The sequence below is a fragment of the Euzebyales bacterium genome (assembly GCA_036374135.1).
Taxonomy (GTDB): domain Bacteria; phylum Actinomycetota; class Nitriliruptoria; order Euzebyales; family JAHELV01; genus JAHELV01.
In genome coordinates this window covers 1-17,228 of record DASUUK010000010.1, presented here as the reverse complement: position 1 = coordinate 17,228, position 17,228 = coordinate 1, and the positions used below count along the sequence as shown (strand labels likewise).

Sequence of the window (17,228 nt, the reverse complement as noted above, 5' to 3'; positions counted from 1 at the left end):
TCTACCAGAGCGGTCAACCGGGCGAAATGGGCAGTTCTCGTCCGGCGAAGCCTCCCTCGGCCGTTGGAAGTCGAGCGACAGCGAGACGACCAAGGCTCGTGGAACCAGGCTCCGCGAAGGTTCCTGCCCGGCGAAGCCGGTCCACCGCGTGTTTCGTGGAACCAGGCTCCACGAAGTTCAATGCCCTTGGTGGACGTCAGACCACCTGGTTTCAGCTCCCGCACACCCGCTGGTCTCACGTCATCTGATTCACGCCCCGGGGAACCACCCCTATACTGGTCATGTCGTAGGGCCCTCCGCGAGCGCGTCGACGCGCGGTGTGGACAGGCCCCGCCAAAGGGGGATCCCGCGTGCAGGCAGAGGCACCGTGAGCGTCACCGACTACCTCGCCCGACGGTGGGACACCGTGCTCGAGCTCACGATCGAGCACTTCATCGCCGTGGTCATGGCGGTGGGCATTGCGACCCTGCTGGGCGTGCTGCTGGCCGTGCTCGTGTACCGCAGCGACCGAGCGGTCACCCTGCTCCTCGTCGCGACCAGCACCCTGTTCACGGTGCCGGCGCTGGCGTACTTCGGGGCCCTGCTCGCGATCGTCGGGCTCGGCTGGACGCCGGCGATCACGGTGCTCGTCATCTACGCGCTGCTGCCGATCGTGCGCAACACGGTGACCGGGCTGCGCGAGGTCGACCCCGCGATCGTGCGGGCCGCGACCGGCATGGGCATGGGGCGCTGGAACCGCCTGTTGCGCATCGAGCTGCCGCTGGCCTACCCCGTGATCCTGTCCGGGGTGCGGGTGTCGACCGTGCTCATCGTCGGCATCGCGGCCATCGGCGCCTGGATCAGCGGGCCCGGGCTGGGCGCGGAGCTGTTCAGTGGGATCGGGGCGTTCCCGTCCGTGCGTGCGCGGCCGCAGATCATCGTCGGGACCGTCGGCATCGTGCTCGTCGCGCTGGTCCTCGACGCGCTCCTTGCGCTGCTCACACGGCTGACGACACCGAGGGGACTGCAGTGACCGCCGCGACGCCACGGACCGCCGAGACGATGATCCGACTCGACGAGCTGACCAAGCGCTACCCCGGTCAGGAGACGCCCGCGGTCGACGCGATCGATCTCGACATCCCGGAGGGCGAGATCGTCATCCTGGTCGGGCCGTCCGGCTGCGGCAAGACCACGACGCTCGAGATGATCAACCGCCTGATCGAGCCGACCTCGGGGCGCATCTTCCTCGAGGGCGACGACGTCACCCACGTCAACGCCGACCACCTGCGGCGTCGCATGGGGTACGTGATCCAGCAGATAGGCCTCTTCCCGCACCAGACGATCGCACAGAACATCGCCACGGTGCCGAAGATGCTCGACTGGGACGACGCGCGCATCGGCGACCGCGTCGACGAACTGCTCGACCTCGTCGGGCTCGATCCGGAGACCTACCGCGACCGCTACCCGAAGGAGATGTCCGGCGGGCAGCGGCAGCGCGTCGGGGTGGCGCGCGCAATGGCCGCGGACCCGCCGGTCATGCTCATGGACGAGCCCTTCGGAGCGACCGACCCCATCACGCGCGAGCGGTTGCAGAACGAGTTCCTGCGGATCCAGGAGGACATCCGCAAGACGATCGTGTTCGTCACGCACGACATCGACGAGGCGATCAAGATGGGCGACCGCATCGCGATCCTACGGGAGGGCTCCCACATCGCGCAGTACGACACGCCCGAGCACATCCTGTCCGATCCAGCGAGTGAGTTCGTCGAGCAGTTCCTCGGCTCGGGAATCGTGCTCAAGCGGCTGAATCTCACCCGCATCGCCGATCTCGACATCTCGTGGGCCCACTGGCCCACGCTGACGGCCGACGCCGACGTCACCGACGCCCGCAAGGCCCTGCAGGACGCGGGCCGCGGACATCTGCTGCTCCTGGACGACCAGCGCCGTCCACAGCGCTGGGTCAGCGTCCGTGACCTCGAGCACCACGACAGCCTCCGCGACGCCGGCACGCAGGTGGAGGCCACCGTCGACGAGCTCGCCACGCTCAACGACGCCCTGCAGGAGATGCTGGTCAGCGACCACGGCGTCGCGGTGGTGGTCGACCGGGACGGCACGTACGCCGGCACGCTGGACCTCGACACGATCACGGCGGCGATCCACCAGATGCGCGACGAGGCGTTGGAGCGGGACGCCAAGGACGTGCACACCGGGGCGGACACGCCGTGACGGCGGTCGCGACAGGCCAGGCCGACGCGCGCGTTGCCGGACGGGAACGGCACCTGCTACGCCTGTCGCGCTATGTGGGCGTGCCGCTCGCCGTCACCGTGGCGTGTGGCGCGATGTACCTGTATGTGCAGAGCCGCGAGCTCGACTCGATCGAGGGCCGTCTGATCAACGCGCCGAACATCCGCCGCTTTGCGGTCGAGCAACTGACGATCTCCCTGTGGGCAACGCTGTTCATCCTGCTGATCGCGGTGCCGCTGGGCGTCGCGCTCACGCGTCCATGGGCACGACGGATCACCCCGTACGCGGTCGCGATCGCCAACATCGGGCAGGGCACGCCCGCGGTCGGGCTCGTGTTCCTGGTCTTCGTCCTGCGCATCTCGCGGGTTCCGACGCGGGCCACCATCATCGCCATGGTGATCTACGCCGTGTTGCCGGTGCTGCGAGGCACCATGGTCGGGCTGCAGCAGGTCGACCGCGGCGTGATCAAGGCCGCGCGGGGCATGGGCATGAGCAAGGCGGCCGTGCTGCTGAAGGTCGAGCTCCCGCTGTCTGTACCGATCCTGCTGACCGGCGTACGGACCACGCTCGTGCTCACGGTGGCGACATCCGTGCTGGGCGCGTTCGTCGGTGCCGGTACGTTCGGCGCGCTCATTGTCGGCGGGTTCGCCCAGACCCGCATGCTCGCCGTCGCCGTCGGCAGCGTCGGCGCTGCCAGCATGGCCATCATGGCGGACTGGCTCGGTGGCATCGCCGAGGACTTCCTGCGCCCAAGGGGACTGTGACGGGCGGATCACACAAGGCAACCCTGCACGTAGACACGGAAGGATCGAGCACATGCATCGGGTAGTCACGACGACGCGCTGGCTCGCGCTCGCGCTGACCCTCGTCCTCGCACTCGCCGCATGCGGCGGGGACGACGCCGAGTCCGCGGACAGCGCCGGCGACAGCGAGGCCGCGGCCGGCGGTTCCGAGGGCGGTGGCGGCGAGCTCATCAGCGACAACTTCGATCTGTCCGGTACGACCGTGCGGTTCGGCTCGAAGGACTTCACCGAGCAACTGGTGCTCGGCCAGATCGCGCGCCAGGCGCTGGAGGCCGCCGGGGCCGAGGTCCGGCTGACCGAGGACCTGCCCAGCCCGGCCGGTCCACGTGACGCGATCCTGGCCGGCGAGCTCGACGCGGCATGGGAGTACACCGGGACCGCCTGGATCAACTACCTCGGCAACGCCGAGCCCATCGACGATCCGATGGAGCAGTGGCAGTCGGTCAAGGACCAGGACGCCGAGCAGAACGACATCTTCTGGACCGAGCCGGCACCGTTCGACGACACGTACGGCATCGCGACCAACCAGCAGTTCGCGCAGGAGAACGACCTCGCCACGTTGCAGGACGTTGCGGACCTCGTCGAGAGCAACCCGGACGAGGCGACGCTGTGCCTCGACCCGACGTTCGAGTCACGTGACGACGGACTGCCGCGCTTCGAGGAGACCTACGGGGTCGACTGGCCGGACGACCAGCTCACCGTGCAGGACTTCGGCGTCATCTACGACTCGACGGCACAGGGCAACCCGTGCAACTTCGGTGAGGTCTTCACCACGGACGGCCGCATCGCCGGGCTGGACCTGGCGTTGATGGAGGACACCGACAACGCGTTCATCAGCTACCTGTCCGCGGTGATGATGCCGACGTCGTTCAACGAGGAGAACCCCGACCTGGCCGAGCTGTTCCCGACGGTCACCGCACCGCTGGACGAGGCGCGGATGACCGAGCTCAACGCCGCGGTCGACGTCGACGGTGAGTTCCCCGAGGACGTCGCCACCCAGTACCTCCAGGACGAGGGGTTCATCGAGTAGTCCGACCCGGCTTCCGAGGCCCTGACCGGCATGCGCGTGCTGGGCATCGACCTCGGGACGGGATCGACGAAGGCGGCGGTCGTCGACGACCGCGGGCACGTACGCGGCCTCGGGGTGGCGCAGCACCACATCGACCGCCCCGAGGCCGGAGCCGCCGAGATCGCACCCGACGCGTGGCTCGCATCGGCGTCCGCCGCCACCCGCGACGCCATGGCCGCGGCGGGCGGCGGCCCGGTCACCGCCGTCGGACTGTCCGGCCAGATGCACGGCGTGGTGTGCACGGACGCTGCGGGCCTCGCCGTACGACCCGCGTTATTGTGGCCGGACGTCCGCGCGTCCGGCGCGTGCGCGCGGTACGACCGCCTCCCGGTGGCGCAGCGGCGGGCGCTGGGCAACCCCGTCGTCCCCGGCATGTTCGGTCCGATGCTGGCGATGGCGCTCGACGCTGACGACGGGCTGCGTGACCGCACGCGCTGGGCGCTGTCACCCAAGGACTGGTTGCGGCTGGTCCTGACCGGCGAAGCGGCGACCGAGCCCTCCGACGCGTCCGCCACACTGGTGTGGGATGTGATGTCCGACACCTGGTCCGGTGCCGTGCTCGATGCGCTGGGCATCCCTGGCGACCTGCTGCCGCCGGTCGTCGCCTCGGACGACGTCGCCGGCAGGCTGACCGACGACGGCGCGCGACTGCTCGGCCTGCGCGACCCCGTGCCCGTGGCCGCAGGTGGGGCGGACACCGCGTGCGCGCTGCACGGCAACGTCCTGCCAACCGGGCACGTCCAGCTGTCGGTCGGCACCGGCGCGCAGATCGTCGTGCCGGTGGACCTGCCCGCACCGGTCGCGGATCCCGTGACCCACCGCTACCGGCGGGCGGAGCGTTCGGGGTGGTACGCCATGGCTGCGATCCAGAACGCCGGCCTCGCGCTCGAATGGGTGTGCGATGTACTGCGTGCGGACTGGGACGAGATGCACACCGCCCTCGACACGGCGCCGGTGGGCGCGGACGGAGTCACGTTCCACGCCTACCTGACAGGCGAACGTACGCCGCTGAACGACGCCACGGTGCGTGGTGCCTGGCAGGGTCTGGCGGCCAACCACGACCGCGCCACCCTGCTGCGGTCGGCACTGGAGGGCGTGGCCTTCGCACTGCGCGACGGCGTCGACGCGCTGCTCGCCGACGACGTGCCGCTCGGACCTGTGCACCTCGTGGGCGGCGGGTCGCTGGACCCGCGCTGGCGACACCTGCTCGCGACGGTGCTCGGCCGGCCGCTGCACGTGCGCGACCAACCCCATGCGTCGGTGCTGGGTGCGGCGCGTCTGGCAGCCGCGGCGACCGGCGTCGGGATCGACCTGCCCGATCCGAGGACGGTGGCCGTCGTCCAGCCCGACGACCGCACGGCGGCTGCGCTGTACCGCGCATGGTCGGCGTGGCGTGGCCGCCGCCCCGGTCGATGACCCGCGATCCGGCCAGGTGCTGCTGGCACGACGTCGCAGCACCCGGCCGCTCCGCCGAACGTCAGCGGCAGCGACCGTCGCGGGTGACGGCACGCGCGCAGACGTAGGTGCGCTCGACGCGGCTGAGCTGGACCTGTCGCTCCGACGCTTCGACCGGTGTCGCGACCACACGGACGCGGTACCCGAGTCGCGACTCGCTGGCCTCGCGGAGATCGAACGCGATCGCGACCGTCCTGCGCGTGACCGGTGTCTCCGAGATCACGGGATCGCCGAGTTGGCGCAGCCCGAGCGCGTCGAGCACCCGGAGACCGAGATCCAGGACATCGGGACCAACCCATGGCCGCTCGGCGGCCGGCAGTTCCGAACCGATGCTCTCGGCGCGCCCGACCACGCCGAGGAAGCGGCGGTCGGCCCATCCGGTCCTCTTGGTGCGCGGCAGTCTGACCTCGACCCACACCTCGTCGAAGATGCGCCGGGCCCGGCCCGTTGCGACGATCTCGTCGGCGGGGCGCAGGTAGCCGACGATCGGGGCGACGACACCAGGCTGCTTGCGCACGTTCAGATCGCCACCGAGCCCGAACACGATGAGCGACGTCCGCGGCGCGAACCAGGCGGCATCGTCACCGCGCAGATCGCGTTCCGGGAGGGGCGGCCGCGGCGCGGCCGACGCCGTCGAGCGCTCCGTGGCGCCGTCGGTGGTCAGGGTGTCATCCTCGCTCAGGACGTCGTCCGCGCGGGCACCGACCGTCGGTTCGGCGGTCGTCGCAACGTCCGAGGCCGCCGTCGCGACCGACGACGCCTCGTCGGCTCCAGACGTACACCCAGCCGACATGAGCACGGCGACGGCCACCACGACCTGTGCGTGGCGCACACCGCCGATCATGCCCCGACCTCCCTCCGACCGCGTCGCGCCAGCGTCGGCAGCCTACCGCGGCGCGACCGACGATCCGGTCTGACCCGCGACGGCGGCGCGGGCCGCCGCGCGGCGCCGGCCGGCCTGGTCGAGGACGACCTTGCGGAGGCGGACCGCGCCGGGCGTGACCTCGACGCACTCGTCGACGCGACAGAACTCGAGCGCCTGCTCGAGCGACAGCGGGCGGGGCGGGACCAGCCGCACGAACTCGTCGGCAGCAGCCGCGCGCACGTTCGTCAGCTTCTTCGACTTGGTCGGATTGACGTCCATGTCCTCGGCGCGCGCATTCTCGCCGACGACCATCCCCTCGTACACCTCGACGCCCGGACCGATGAACAGCGTGCCGCGCTGCTGCAGGTTGAACAGCGCGTTCGAGGTGGCGATCCCGGCGCGGTCGGCGACGAGGCTCCCGGTCGGACGCGTCCGCAGGTCGCCGTGCCACGGCTCGAGGCCCTCGAACACGTGGTGCAGGACGCCCGTGCCGCGCGTCTCGGTCAGGAACTCCGTACGGATGCCGATGAGCCCGCGTGCAGGGATCCGGTACTCCATCCGCACCCAGCCGGTGCCGTGGTTGACCATGTGCTCCATCCGCGCCCTGCGCAGCCCGAAGAGCTGGGTGACCACCCCCAGGTACTCCTCGGGCACGTCGATCGAGACCCGCTCCATCGGCTCGTGGATGCGGCCGTCGATCTGGCGGGTGACCACCTGCGGGGTTCCGACGGTGAGCTCGTAGCCCTCGCGGCGCATCAGCTCGACGAGCACTGCCAGCGCGAGCTCGCCGCGACCCTGCACCTCCCACGTGTCGGGCCGGTCGGTCGGCAGCACGCGCAGCGACACGTTGCCGACGAGCTCCGCGTCCAGACGGGCCTTGAGCAGCCGCGCCGTCACCTTGTCGCCGTCGCGTCCCGCGAGCGGCGACGTGTTGGTGCCGATCGTTATCGACAGGCTGGGCTCGTCGACGGTCAGCGCCGGCAGTGGCCGGGGGTCGTCGGGGTCGGCGAGCGTCTCACCGATCGTGACATCAGCGAGTCCGGCGATCGCGATGATGTCGCCTGCCCGCGCCTCCTCGGCCGCCACACGGTCGAGCGCGTCGGTGACGTACAGCTCAGTGACCTTGACACGCTCGATGCCGCCATCCAGGCGACACCACGCGACCGGCGCCCCGCGTCGGATGACGCCCTCGTGCACGCGGCACAGCGCCAGCCGGCCCAGGTAGGGGGACGCATCGAGGTTGGTCACCGCCGCCTGCAACGGCGCGCCGTCAGTGTAGGTGGGCGATGGGATGTGGGAGAGCAGCAGCTCGAACAGTGGCCCGAGGTCCGCGCCGCGCTCGTCGGGGTCGAGGCTCGCCCGGCCGTCGCGCGCGATGCAGTAGACGATCGGGAAGTCGATCTGCGACTCGGTGGCGTCGAGGTCGAGGAACAGTTCGTAGACCTCGTCGACGACGGTGGCCACCCGGGCGTCGGGCCGGTCGACCTTGTTGACGACCAGGATGATCGGCAGACCCGCCTCGAGTGCCTTGCGCAGCACGAACCGCGTCTGCGGCAGCGGACCCTCCGACGCGTCGACCAGCAGCAGCACCCCGTCGACCATCGCGAGGCCACGCTCGACCTCGCCACCGAAGTCGGCGTGGCCGGGCGTGTCCACGATGTTGATCGTCACGCCGCCGTACGCCACCGCGGTGTGCTTGGCGAGGATCGTGATGCCCTTCTCGCGCTCCAGATCCATCGAGTCGAGGACCCGGTCGGCGATGTCGGCGTTGGCGCGGAACGCACCGGACTGCCACAGCATCGCATCGACCAGCGTGGTCTTGCCGTGGTCGACGTGCGCCACGATGGCGACGTTGCGCAGATCAGAGCGTTCGGGCATGGGGGGCTCACAGTCGACGAGGTGGTGTGCCGCGACGGCGGCGACCGCGATGGTATCCGTGAGACACCAGTAGTCCGCGCGCCGTGCGTCCCGTGGGACGCGACGCTCACGATGCGGGGTCCCGGACAGCCAGTCCGGCGTCGTCGCGGAGGAACCCGGAGATCGCTTCCAGCATCTCGTCTCCGTCCAGCAGCGCCGGGTCGTTGTGCCCGGCGCCCTCGACCACGACCAGCCGGCCCTCGCCACCTGCGGCGTCGACGGCCCGTCGGCTGTACCGGACGGGGATCAGATCGTCCCTGCTGCCTGCGATCGCCAGCAACGGACCGTCGTAGCCGGCGATCCACGACGCGAGCGGGTAGTGGTCACGCAGCAGCCACCCGACCGGCAGCCACGGGAACCGACGGCGCGCGACGTCGGTCAGGCTCGGGAACGGCGAGCGCAGGACCACGGCCGCCGGCGGGCGGTGGGCGGCGAGCCAGGCCGCGGGCGCCGTGCCGATCGACTCCCCGAAGTAGACGATGCGTGCGCGATCGAGGCCGCTGCGACGTTCGAGGGCGACGGCGGCCGCCTCGCTGTCGGCCAGCAGGCCGTCCTGCGACGGCGAACCGGGGTTGCCGCCGAAGCCGCGGTAGTCGAGCAGCAGTGTGGCGAGCCCGCGTTCGCGCAGCGCGGCCGCGAGCGGTGCGCGATGCGCCCGGTGGCCGGCGTTGCCGTGCAGCACAAGCACAGCGCCCACCGGTTCTCCGGCAGCCGGCACGTACCACGCGCGCAGCCGCAGCCCGTCGCGCGTGACCACCGTCAGGTCCTCCGCACCCGCCAGGCCGACCTCGGCCGGAGGCGGCACCGTCTTCGACGGGAAGTAGATCAGGGCGTCCCGCACACCCAGCGGGAGCACGAGGAACACCAGGCCGAAGACGATGGATGCGATGGCGAACTGGGCCATCACGCGGATCGCCAGCAGCCGCCCGGGCGCGCGCACCGGCGTCTGGTGCACGGCCGACCGCACCGGTGGCGGGCGCGCCACCGGTCCGCGCGCCAGGTCACGCGGGTCCGCACGCCCCGTGCGGACCCGCCGCATCCAGTCGAGCACGCCAGCCGCCACCGTCATCGCTTCACGCCGACTGCGGTCCACGGTACACGGGCATCCCGTTCCGTTGCGCCGGCAGGCCGAATCGCCGGCGCTCGGCAGGCCGGTCGCCGGTGCTCGGCCGCCGCGGAGCGAAACCGCGCGCCCTCTCGGATGCTGCGCACGGCGCGTGCGCCCGGCCGAACACATCGGCGCGAAGTGCTGGGCTACGCTGCGCTCGCCGTGTGGCGCTTCAGACGACAGCTCATCGAGCGCAGCCCCGAACGCCTGCGCGTCCCGCTCGAACTGACCCTGCGGACCATCGAGGACGCGTTTCACGACCGCGTGCCGGGACTCGCCGCCGAGGTCGCCTTCTTCGTGCTGCTGTCGTTGCCGCCGCTGCTGCTGCTGGCGCTCGGCACGGTCGGGTACATCGGCGAGGCGGTGCCCGGCTTTGCCCAGGAGACCGCCAATCGGATCCTGGGGCTGGCGGGCCTGGTGCTGACCGACGAGACCGTCGAGTTGCTGCGGCCGGTGGTCGAGGGCGTGTTGACCGAGGGGCGCGGCGACCTGGCGTCGCTCGGCGTGATTCTGACCCTGTACTCGGCCTCACGCGCCCTGCGCGTGATCGTCGTCGCGCTGACGATCGCCTACGACCTACCGGAGCAGCGGCGCTCGTGGCAGCACCGGGTCTGGGGGCTGGGACTGACCATCGTCGCGGTCGTTCTGGGCGTGGTGGCCATCCCGCTGCTGGTGCTCGGCCCCGGGTTCGGGCGCGTCATCGGCACGTACGTCGTCGCGGGTGAGACCATCATCGACCTGGTGTGGCGCGTCGCCTACTGGCCGTTCGCGGCGGTGGCGGCGACGGCCCTGCTCGCCGCGCTGTACCACGTTGCCGCGCCGTGGACGACGCCCTGGCGGCGCGACGTCCCCGGCGCGGTGCTGGCGATGGTGCTGTGGCTCGCCGGCAGCGCCGCGTTGCGCCTGTACACCTCGGGATCGCTGATCTCGAACCCGCTGTTCGCCCCGCTGGCCGGCCCGCTCGTGCTGCTGCTGTGGCTGTACGTGTCGGCGTTCGCCGTGCTGCTGGGCGCCGAGTTCAACGCCGAGATCGAGAAGATGTGGCCCACGACGGGCGGTCCATCCGTCTAGGCGACCGACGCGGACCTGGCATCCAGGACAACGGCAGCGGCTCGGCCGCGCTGCTCGAGGTCGCGCTGAAGCTGGCCGGCCACGACCCGGTCAACAAGCTGCGGTTCGCCTGGTGGGGCCGAGGAGTTCGGTCTCGTGGGCTCCGAGTGCTACGTCCAGAACCTGAGCGACGAGAAGCGCGACGACATCGCGCGGTACCTGACCTTCGTTCATCAACTTCGGCATCCCGGCCGGCGGTCCGTTCACCGGCGCCGAAGTGCTCAAGACCGAAGAGCAGCAGGACATCCGGGGCCGCGTGGCTGGTGAGCGGTACGACCAGTGCTACCACCTGGCCCGCGACACCCTTCGACAACATCTCGCTGAAGGCGCTCGATGTGAGCAGCGATGCGGTTGCGTTCGCGGTCTTGGACGTACGCGTACTCGACCGAGTCGGTGAACGGCGTCGCCGGCAAGCCGGTCGACGGCCGGCCGATCGCCTTCCCCGAGCCGACGGGGCCAGAGCTGACCATCGACCAGAATGGCGGCGGCGACAGCGACATCGGTCACGAGGAGACGTCGCGAGCTGACGCGGCACCCTCCAGTCGACGACGGAGCCGGGCCCTGTGGCCCGGCTCCGTCGCACGATGCGCCGGTCGGTCGGCCGGCGTGGCACGCTTGACCCGCCACAATCCCCCGCGACCTGGGAGGGCGCATGGCCGAACTCGTCCTCGGACCCCTGCAGCGGTTCGCCGATGAGACATCCGCGACCGTCTGGGTGGAGACCGACGAGCGGTGCGAGGTCACGGTGCTCGGCAGCACGGTCGCCACCTTCTCCGTCCATGACCACCACTACGCCCTGGTCGAGATCGACGGCCTCGAGCCGGGCACCACCTACCCCTACGAGGTCGCGCTCGACGGCCGCCGGGTGTGGCCGCCGGTCGACTACGACCGGCCCGACCCGGTGATCCGCACGGGCGGCCACGGGGACGCGCAGATCGCGTTCGGGTCGTGCCGCGGTGCGGCGCCGCTCGAGCCGCCGTGGAACCTGGAGCGGTACGAGGACGAGCGTGGCCTCGGTCCCGACGCGCTGACCGCGTACGCCCACCGGATGATCGACGCCGACGAGGACGAGTGGCCCGATCTGCTCCTGCTGCTCGGCGACCAGGTGTACGCCGACGACGCGTCACCACAGACACGCGCGTTCATCCGCGAACGCCGGGACACGACCCAGCCGCCGTGGGAGGAGATCGCCGACTTCACCGAGTACACGCAGCTGTACCGCGAGAGCTGGTCGGCGCCGTTGGTGCGGTGGCTGCTGTCGACCGTTCCGGTCGCGATGATCTTCGACGACCACGACATCATCGACGACTGGAACATCTCCGAGCGCTGGCTGCACGACATCCGCGCCACCGGGTGGTGGCACGAGCGCATCGTCGGCGGGTTGGTCGCCTACTGGATCTACCAGCACATCGGCAACCTCAGCCCCACCGCGCTGGCAGCCGACGACCTCTACCAGCGGGTCCGCCGGTCCGACGACGCCGGCACGTTGCTCGACCGGTTCGCCGAGGACGCCGACGCCGACCCGGAGACCGTCCGGTGGAGCTTCGAGCGCTGGCTGGGCGATGACCACCTGATCGTCGTCGACAGCCGCGCCGCTCGCGTGCTCACCGAGGGCGAGCGGGACATGCTCGACGACATCGAGTGGCGCTGGCTGGAGGCCAAGGCGGCCGAGCAGTGCCGGCACCTGCTGCTCGCCACGTCCCTGCCCGTGCTGATGCCGCGCAGCATGCACGACCTGGAGCGGTGGAACGAGCGACTCGTCGGCGGCGCCTGGGGACGACGTGTGGCCCGGTGGGCCGAGGACGTGCGTCAGGAGTTCGACCTGGAGCACTGGTCGGCGTTCCGTGTGGGGTTCCGCCGCATGGTCAACCTGATCGGCAACGCCGCACTGCGCCGCGACGGCCCGATGTCGGTCACGGTGCTGTCCGGCGACGTGCATCACGGCTACATCGCCCGGCTCGACGTGCCCAACGCGACGACACCCGTCCATCAGGTCGTCGCGTCGCCGATGCGCCAGTCGGTCGAGCCGCTGCTGCTGCGCGCCTACCGCGTCGGCGTCGGCCCGCCGGGACGGCTCGTCGCCGCCGCCTTGGCACGCCTGGCAGGCCTGGGTCCGTCACCCGTGCACTGGGAACGCGTGAGCGAGACCCTGTTCGACAACCACGTCGCCACCGTCACGGCGGCCGCGGACGCCCTCGACGTCCGCATCGAGACGGCGCATCAGACGCGGCCGAGCGGCCCGGCGGAGCTGCGCCCCGCGATCGCACGTCGCCTGGCATGACCGCGGCGACACTCGTGGCCGGCCGTCCGCCGGTGGGTCGGTGTGCGTCACCGTCGCCGCGGCGTACCGTAGTGCGGTGCGTCGCCGCCACCATCCCCCGCTGTTGATCCTTGCCGCGCTGCTCGCGGTCATGCTCAGCGTCGGCTGCCAGGTCGCGCCCCGCGCCGGAGGCGCCGCCACCGTCGACGACGGTGGTGCCGGAGCGCAGACCGAAGTGACCCGACCGGACGACGACGCGGCGGCGGGTGATCACGTAGCGTCCGGCGACGCCGACCCGGACGGCACCGCCGCCCGGCCTCCGGTCACGCTGCCACCGTCGTGCGCCGGCCTGCCGCTGCGTCGCCTGGCCGCGCTGGTGCTGGTCGTGGGCATGCCCGACGTGACCGACCCGGCGGACCCACTGGTCGCCGAACTGTCCCGGCTCGGCGTCGGCGGGGTGTTCCTCACCGGCTACAACGTCACATCGGCCACCCAGGTCGGCGCCCTGGTCCGCGCGCTGCGGACCGGGCCGGCGCCCGCACCGCTGATCACGACCGACGAGGAGCGTGGGCGGGTGTCGAGCTTCCGCACCCTGCTGGGCTCCTCGTCGAGTCCACGGACGATGGCCGCCACCCTCACACCGGCCCAGGTGCGCGCCGATGGGCGCCGGCTCGGTCGGTCGCTGGCGGATCTGGATGTCGACTGGGACTTCGCGCCGCTGGCCGACGTCGACGATGGCCCGGCGACGGGCGTGATCGGCGACCGTGCGTTCGGCTCGATGCCGGACGTCGCGGGGCGCTATGCGCAGGCATTCGCACGTGGCCTGCGCGACGCCGGGATCCTGGCCACAGCCAAGCACTTCCCCGGCCATGGCGCCGTCCCGGCGGGCATCGACCCCCACAGCCGGAAGGTCCTCTCGACGGCGTCGCCGCAGCAGTTGCGCACCCGCCACCTCTCACCGTTCGAGCGGCTGATCGCCGGCGACGTGCCGGTCGTGATGCTCAGCCACGTGACGTACGGCCACCTGGATCGGCGGAGGCCGGCCAGCATGTCACCGGCCGCGTACCGCCTGCTGCGCGACATGGGGTTCGACGGCGTCGCGATCACCGACTCGGTGGGCATGGGCGCCGTGCACCGGCGCTGGAAGTTCCCCGCCGCGGCCGAGCAGGCCATCCGCGCCGGTGCGGACGCTGTCCTTGCCACCGACGGCACACAGGCCCGACGCATGCGCGACCGACTGGTCGACGCGGTCCGTCGGGGCCGCCTGCGACGGCGACGTCTGGACGAGGCGGCAGCACGCGTCCTGGCGCTACGTGACCACCCTCATCCCTGCCTGCGCTGAGCCCCGACGAAGTTGGCCGACCGGTCACGCGGCCAGCGCGCGATCGACGCGCGGACCGGGTGGGACGCCCCGAGCCTCGTTGACGGTGACCTGCGCCTGACGGTAGTGTTCGCTGCCAATCTGACGTCGATCTGTTCGCGTCCGAGCGGACGAGCGCGGCAACGTGCGGGGGCGCACCTGATGGTCGAGCGGGACGAGGTGGTACGTCACGGGACTGCCACTGGTGGACAGGTGTCCATCTCACTGCCGGGCTTCGAGCTCGGCAGGCCGGCGACGAGCCACGCGATCGCACTGGTCGACGACGACCGGCAGGAGTTCGTCACCGGCACCGGGGACTTCGCCCGCTGGGCGGCAGAGGAGGTCGCCGGGCTGGAGCTCGACCTGACCTACAAGTTCGCGGGTGGGCGGCTCCTGGCCGGGTCCGCACCCGCCCAGGGCGCGCCCGATCAGCAGCACACCGCGGTTGTGTGGATCGGCGGACGGTGGTCGTTGTACGCCTTCCACCCCAATGCCGCGCCGGCCACGGTCATCGACCTGCTGGCCATGCTCGAGCTCGAGGAGGGCCGGCATGGTCTGACACTGCATCCGGCGCAGGACGGGCTGGGGTGGGAAGCACCCGCGCAGCTGACGAAAGTCGTGCCGGGCCTCGGGCTGCTCGACGTCGCGCCGATGCATCCGCACGTGCGCAGCCAGATCCCACGTTGGGCGGGGACGCCCGCGCGCGGTGGCGAGGTGTACGTCGACAGGTCCAATCCCCATCAGACGGTCTACACGATCGCCAACCGCTCCTCGGCGACGCGGCTCCTACCCGACCAGGCCACGACCCGCCCGTCGCTGCAGCGCGGCCTCGGCCGGCTGAAGGTCGCGTGCACCGAGGGCACGCCAGCCTCGGACAGGGCCAACGGTCGACCGGGGCGCTAGCGTGCCGGACCAGACGCTGGGACAGCTCCTGACCGGTCTCGTGCCAGGGCTGCTGCTGCTCGTGGCGGGTGTCGGTCACCTCGCCGCGCCGCGCGTGCTGATCTCGGACCTGCGGCGCCAGGCACTCCTCGGGGAGACCATGGTCGGCCCCACAGCCTTCGCGCTGCCGGTCGCCGAGATGGGTGCCGGCGTCGGCGCGGTCATCGCGGTCGCCGGCCGGCTGCCGACGTCGGCGGCCACGCTGGCGCACCTCGTGGTCACCGTGCTGTACGTCGCGTTCACGGGGTACGCGATCGTGTTGCTGCGCCGGGCCGACGACGAGCGGGTGCCCTGCGGGTGCTCCCCCACCGGTGCGGACGTCACCGGCCTGGTGCCACTGCGCGCCGGCGTGCTCGCCGCGCTCGCCCTGGTCGCCGCGACGACGGCGCCATCGTTGACGGGCGCCACCGGTCCCGAGCTGACCGTCACCTGGCTGGCGGCTGCGACGTTCGTGGTCCTGCTGTGGACGGCACCGTCCGCGCTGGAGACATACCGCCCGTACGCGACGATCGAGGAGGGCGCACATGTCGTTCACCGCTAGCGCGCTGATCCTGACGTGGGTCGCCCTGCTGCTGCTGGGACTGGTCGTGGCGGGGCTGGTGCGGCAGGTGCACGCCCTCCAGCGCGATCTGCCGGCGGCCGCGGCCCGACGGACACCGCAGGGACGGATCGGCGCGGTGGTTCCCCCCATCCACGGGATCGATACCGCACGTGTGCGGCTGCTGCTGCTTCTCGACGCGGACTGCTCGGCCTGCGCCGGCCTGCTCGCGGGCGTCCGCACCACGCTGTCGTCCCGTGTCGTGCGTGACCACATCGCGCTGCTGTACGCCGACGGGACCGACCCGACGGCCGCCGAGGTCGGTGCACCGGTCGTCGCCGGTGCCGACGACGTCTTCACTGCGGTCGGCGCGACCGCCCTGCCGTACGGCGTGGCCCTCGACGCCGACGGTCGCGTCGCCGCGGCGACCCCGGTGGGCGGGGTGTCGCAGTTGCTGCCCCTGATCGCCGCCGCCGGCCTCGACCTGCCCGACCACGCCCGCCCGGAGGTGGCCCAGTGATCGACGACCACACCCGAATCGCTCCGCGCACCGCAGACGGCGAGGCCGCCGGACGGACGGTCGACGACGCCGGGTGCGAGCTGGATCTCGACGCCATCGCGCCGATCGGCGGCCGCCGACCCGCCAACGCCGACGCGTCCACGTTGCGCTCGCCGTCGTGGCGTCCGCGGGTCTCGCGCCGCGGAATGCTGCGGACCGCGTTCGTCGGCGCGACGGCGCTCGGCATGTCGGCCCTCGGGGTCTTCCCCCCGGCGCGTGAGGCACTGGCCGACGGCTACGACATCGCGCGGTACGGCTGCAACGGCATCGGCTACGCGAACTGCAAGGACTGCTGTTGCAGCACGGTCTGCTACAGCTGCTGCAACTTCAACGGCTGGCACAAACGCACCGGCATCCACCGACTGCGCCCGAACCAGTGCTACGCCGGCGGCGGCAACCGCTCGAAGGACGGGTGGTTCTGGCGCGCGTGCAACTGCCGCAAGTCCAACGGCACGACCGGCAAGCGCACCAACCGCTGCCACGACGGCTACACGATCGGTGACGCGGGCGCGCTCCGCACGATCTGCCGCACGCGGATCGGCTGCCTGTGACCACGGACACGTCCCAGTCGGGCACGACCGCACCACGGCGGCGTGGCGTACTGCGCCACCGCCCCGACGGCGTGCTGGCCGTGCTCGCCACCGTCGCCGTCATCGCGGCGGTCACGAGCGCGGCCGGGTGGCTGTGGTTCCTCGCCGCGGCGAGCGCCGCGTACGCGCTCGCCGCCTCACCCTGAAGCCTCAACGGCGCTGATGCGCTGGGTTCGCCCGTGTGGCGGACGACGTGGACCGGGCGACTGAGCGTCGCCACCTTCGGGTTCGGCGCGTGGTGTGGTGCGCTGTGCACACTGTTCGCGCTGTGGCTGCTTTCAGGGCTGTTCGCACCGATCACCACGCCGGTGCGGGTGGGGCTGCTGCTGGTGATCGGCCTCGCCGCGGTGGCACGTGACCTCGAGTGGATATCCGTGCGGCTGCCCCAGGCGGCCCGCCAGATCCCACGGGAGGTCCTGCAGGACGGCC

Annotated in this window: 17 protein-coding genes; 14 read left to right on the top strand and 3 right to left on the bottom strand. The window is 71.6% G+C overall.

The features are described 5' to 3' along the window. Nucleotides 1-367: 367 nt before the first annotated feature. The 5 genes from VFZ70_01215 to VFZ70_01195 are packed head-to-tail and all read left to right on the top strand — an operon-like array spanning nt 368 to nt 5,511. Nucleotides 368-1,012, top strand: a complete 645-nt coding sequence (locus VFZ70_01215) for an ABC transporter permease (protein ID HEX6254407.1) — start codon at nt 368-370, stop codon at nt 1,010-1,012. After that, the gene (locus tag VFZ70_01210; protein HEX6254406.1) at nt 1,009-2,205 is read left to right on the top strand and encodes a betaine/proline/choline family ABC transporter ATP-binding protein; all 1,197 of its coding nucleotides are present in this window, start codon (nt 1,009-1,011) and stop codon (nt 2,203-2,205) included. Before VFZ70_01215 ends, VFZ70_01210 begins: the two co-directional genes overlap by 4 nt. Continuing rightward, nucleotides 2,202-2,987, top strand: a complete 786-nt coding sequence (locus tag VFZ70_01205; protein HEX6254405.1) for an ABC transporter permease — start codon at nt 2,202-2,204, stop codon at nt 2,985-2,987. The genes VFZ70_01210 and VFZ70_01205 overlap by 4 nt, the downstream gene beginning before the upstream one ends. Before the next feature lie 52 nt (nt 2,988-3,039). Then, nucleotides 3,040-4,056: a glycine betaine ABC transporter substrate-binding protein gene (locus VFZ70_01200; protein ID HEX6254404.1), complete on the top strand. Its 1,017-nt coding sequence runs from the start codon at nt 3,040-3,042 to the stop codon at nt 4,054-4,056. Between the two features lie 30 nt (nt 4,057-4,086). Continuing rightward, nucleotides 4,087-5,511 (top strand): FGGY family carbohydrate kinase, encoded by a 1,425-nt coding sequence (locus tag VFZ70_01195; protein ID HEX6254403.1) that lies wholly within the window; start codon nt 4,087-4,089, stop codon nt 5,509-5,511. A 61-nt stretch (nt 5,512-5,572) separates the two neighbouring features. Here the strand turns inward: VFZ70_01195 and VFZ70_01190 are convergent, their stop codons facing one another. The 3 genes from VFZ70_01190 to VFZ70_01180 all read right to left on the bottom strand — a co-directional run bounded on the left by VFZ70_01190 (nt 5,573) and on the right by VFZ70_01180 (nt 9,401). Then, nucleotides 5,573-6,394 (bottom strand): SH3 domain-containing protein, encoded by an 822-nt coding sequence (locus tag VFZ70_01190; GenBank protein HEX6254402.1) that lies wholly within the window; start codon nt 6,392-6,394, stop codon nt 5,573-5,575. A 42-nt stretch (nt 6,395-6,436) separates the two neighbouring features. After that, nucleotides 6,437-8,293 carry a translational GTPase TypA gene (typA, locus tag VFZ70_01185; GenBank protein HEX6254401.1) on the bottom strand — a complete coding sequence of 619 codons (1,857 nt, stop codon included), beginning with the start codon at nt 8,291-8,293 and terminating at the stop codon, nt 6,437-6,439. A 106-nt stretch (nt 8,294-8,399) separates the two neighbouring features. After that, nucleotides 8,400-9,401: an alpha/beta hydrolase gene (locus VFZ70_01180; protein ID HEX6254400.1), complete on the bottom strand. Its 1,002-nt coding sequence runs from the start codon at nt 9,399-9,401 to the stop codon at nt 8,400-8,402. Between the two features lie 177 nt (nt 9,402-9,578). Between VFZ70_01180 and VFZ70_01175 the strand changes: the two genes are divergently transcribed. The 9 genes from VFZ70_01175 to VFZ70_01135 form a co-directional block, all read left to right on the top strand. Continuing rightward, on the top strand, nt 9,579-10,511 hold the full coding sequence (locus tag VFZ70_01175; GenBank protein ID HEX6254399.1) for a YihY/virulence factor BrkB family protein: 933 nt from the start codon (nt 9,579-9,581) through the stop codon (nt 10,509-10,511). A gap of 691 nt (nt 10,512-11,202) precedes the next feature. Beyond that, nucleotides 11,203-12,831: an alkaline phosphatase D family protein gene (locus VFZ70_01170; GenBank protein HEX6254398.1), complete on the top strand. Its 1,629-nt coding sequence runs from the start codon at nt 11,203-11,205 to the stop codon at nt 12,829-12,831. A 76-nt stretch (nt 12,832-12,907) separates the two neighbouring features. After that, nucleotides 12,908-14,152: a glycoside hydrolase family 3 N-terminal domain-containing protein gene (locus VFZ70_01165; protein ID HEX6254397.1), complete on the top strand. Its 1,245-nt coding sequence runs from the start codon at nt 12,908-12,910 to the stop codon at nt 14,150-14,152. 231 nt (nt 14,153-14,383) lie between these two features. Then, nucleotides 14,384-15,073: a hypothetical protein gene (locus VFZ70_01160; protein HEX6254396.1), complete on the top strand. Its 690-nt coding sequence runs from the start codon at nt 14,384-14,386 to the stop codon at nt 15,071-15,073. Between the two features lies 1 nt (nt 15,074). Further along, a complete protein-coding gene (locus VFZ70_01155; GenBank protein HEX6254395.1) occupies nt 15,075-15,653 on the top strand; it encodes a MauE/DoxX family redox-associated membrane protein in 579 nt (192 codons plus the stop codon). Then, nucleotides 15,637-16,170, top strand: a complete 534-nt coding sequence (locus VFZ70_01150; GenBank protein ID HEX6254394.1) for a hypothetical protein — start codon at nt 15,637-15,639, stop codon at nt 16,168-16,170. Before VFZ70_01155 ends, VFZ70_01150 begins: the two co-directional genes overlap by 17 nt. Then, nucleotides 16,167-16,760 (top strand): hypothetical protein, encoded by a 594-nt coding sequence (locus VFZ70_01145; protein ID HEX6254393.1) that lies wholly within the window; start codon nt 16,167-16,169, stop codon nt 16,758-16,760. The genes VFZ70_01150 and VFZ70_01145 overlap by 4 nt, the downstream gene beginning before the upstream one ends. Further along, nucleotides 16,757-16,945 carry a hypothetical protein gene (locus VFZ70_01140; GenBank protein HEX6254392.1) on the top strand — a complete coding sequence of 63 codons (189 nt, stop codon included), beginning with the start codon at nt 16,757-16,759 and terminating at the stop codon, nt 16,943-16,945. Before VFZ70_01145 ends, VFZ70_01140 begins: the two co-directional genes overlap by 4 nt. A gap of 33 nt (nt 16,946-16,978) precedes the next feature. Further along, nucleotides 16,979-17,228: hypothetical protein (locus VFZ70_01135; GenBank protein HEX6254391.1), on the top strand; the 250-nt coding region annotated here is incomplete at its 3' end.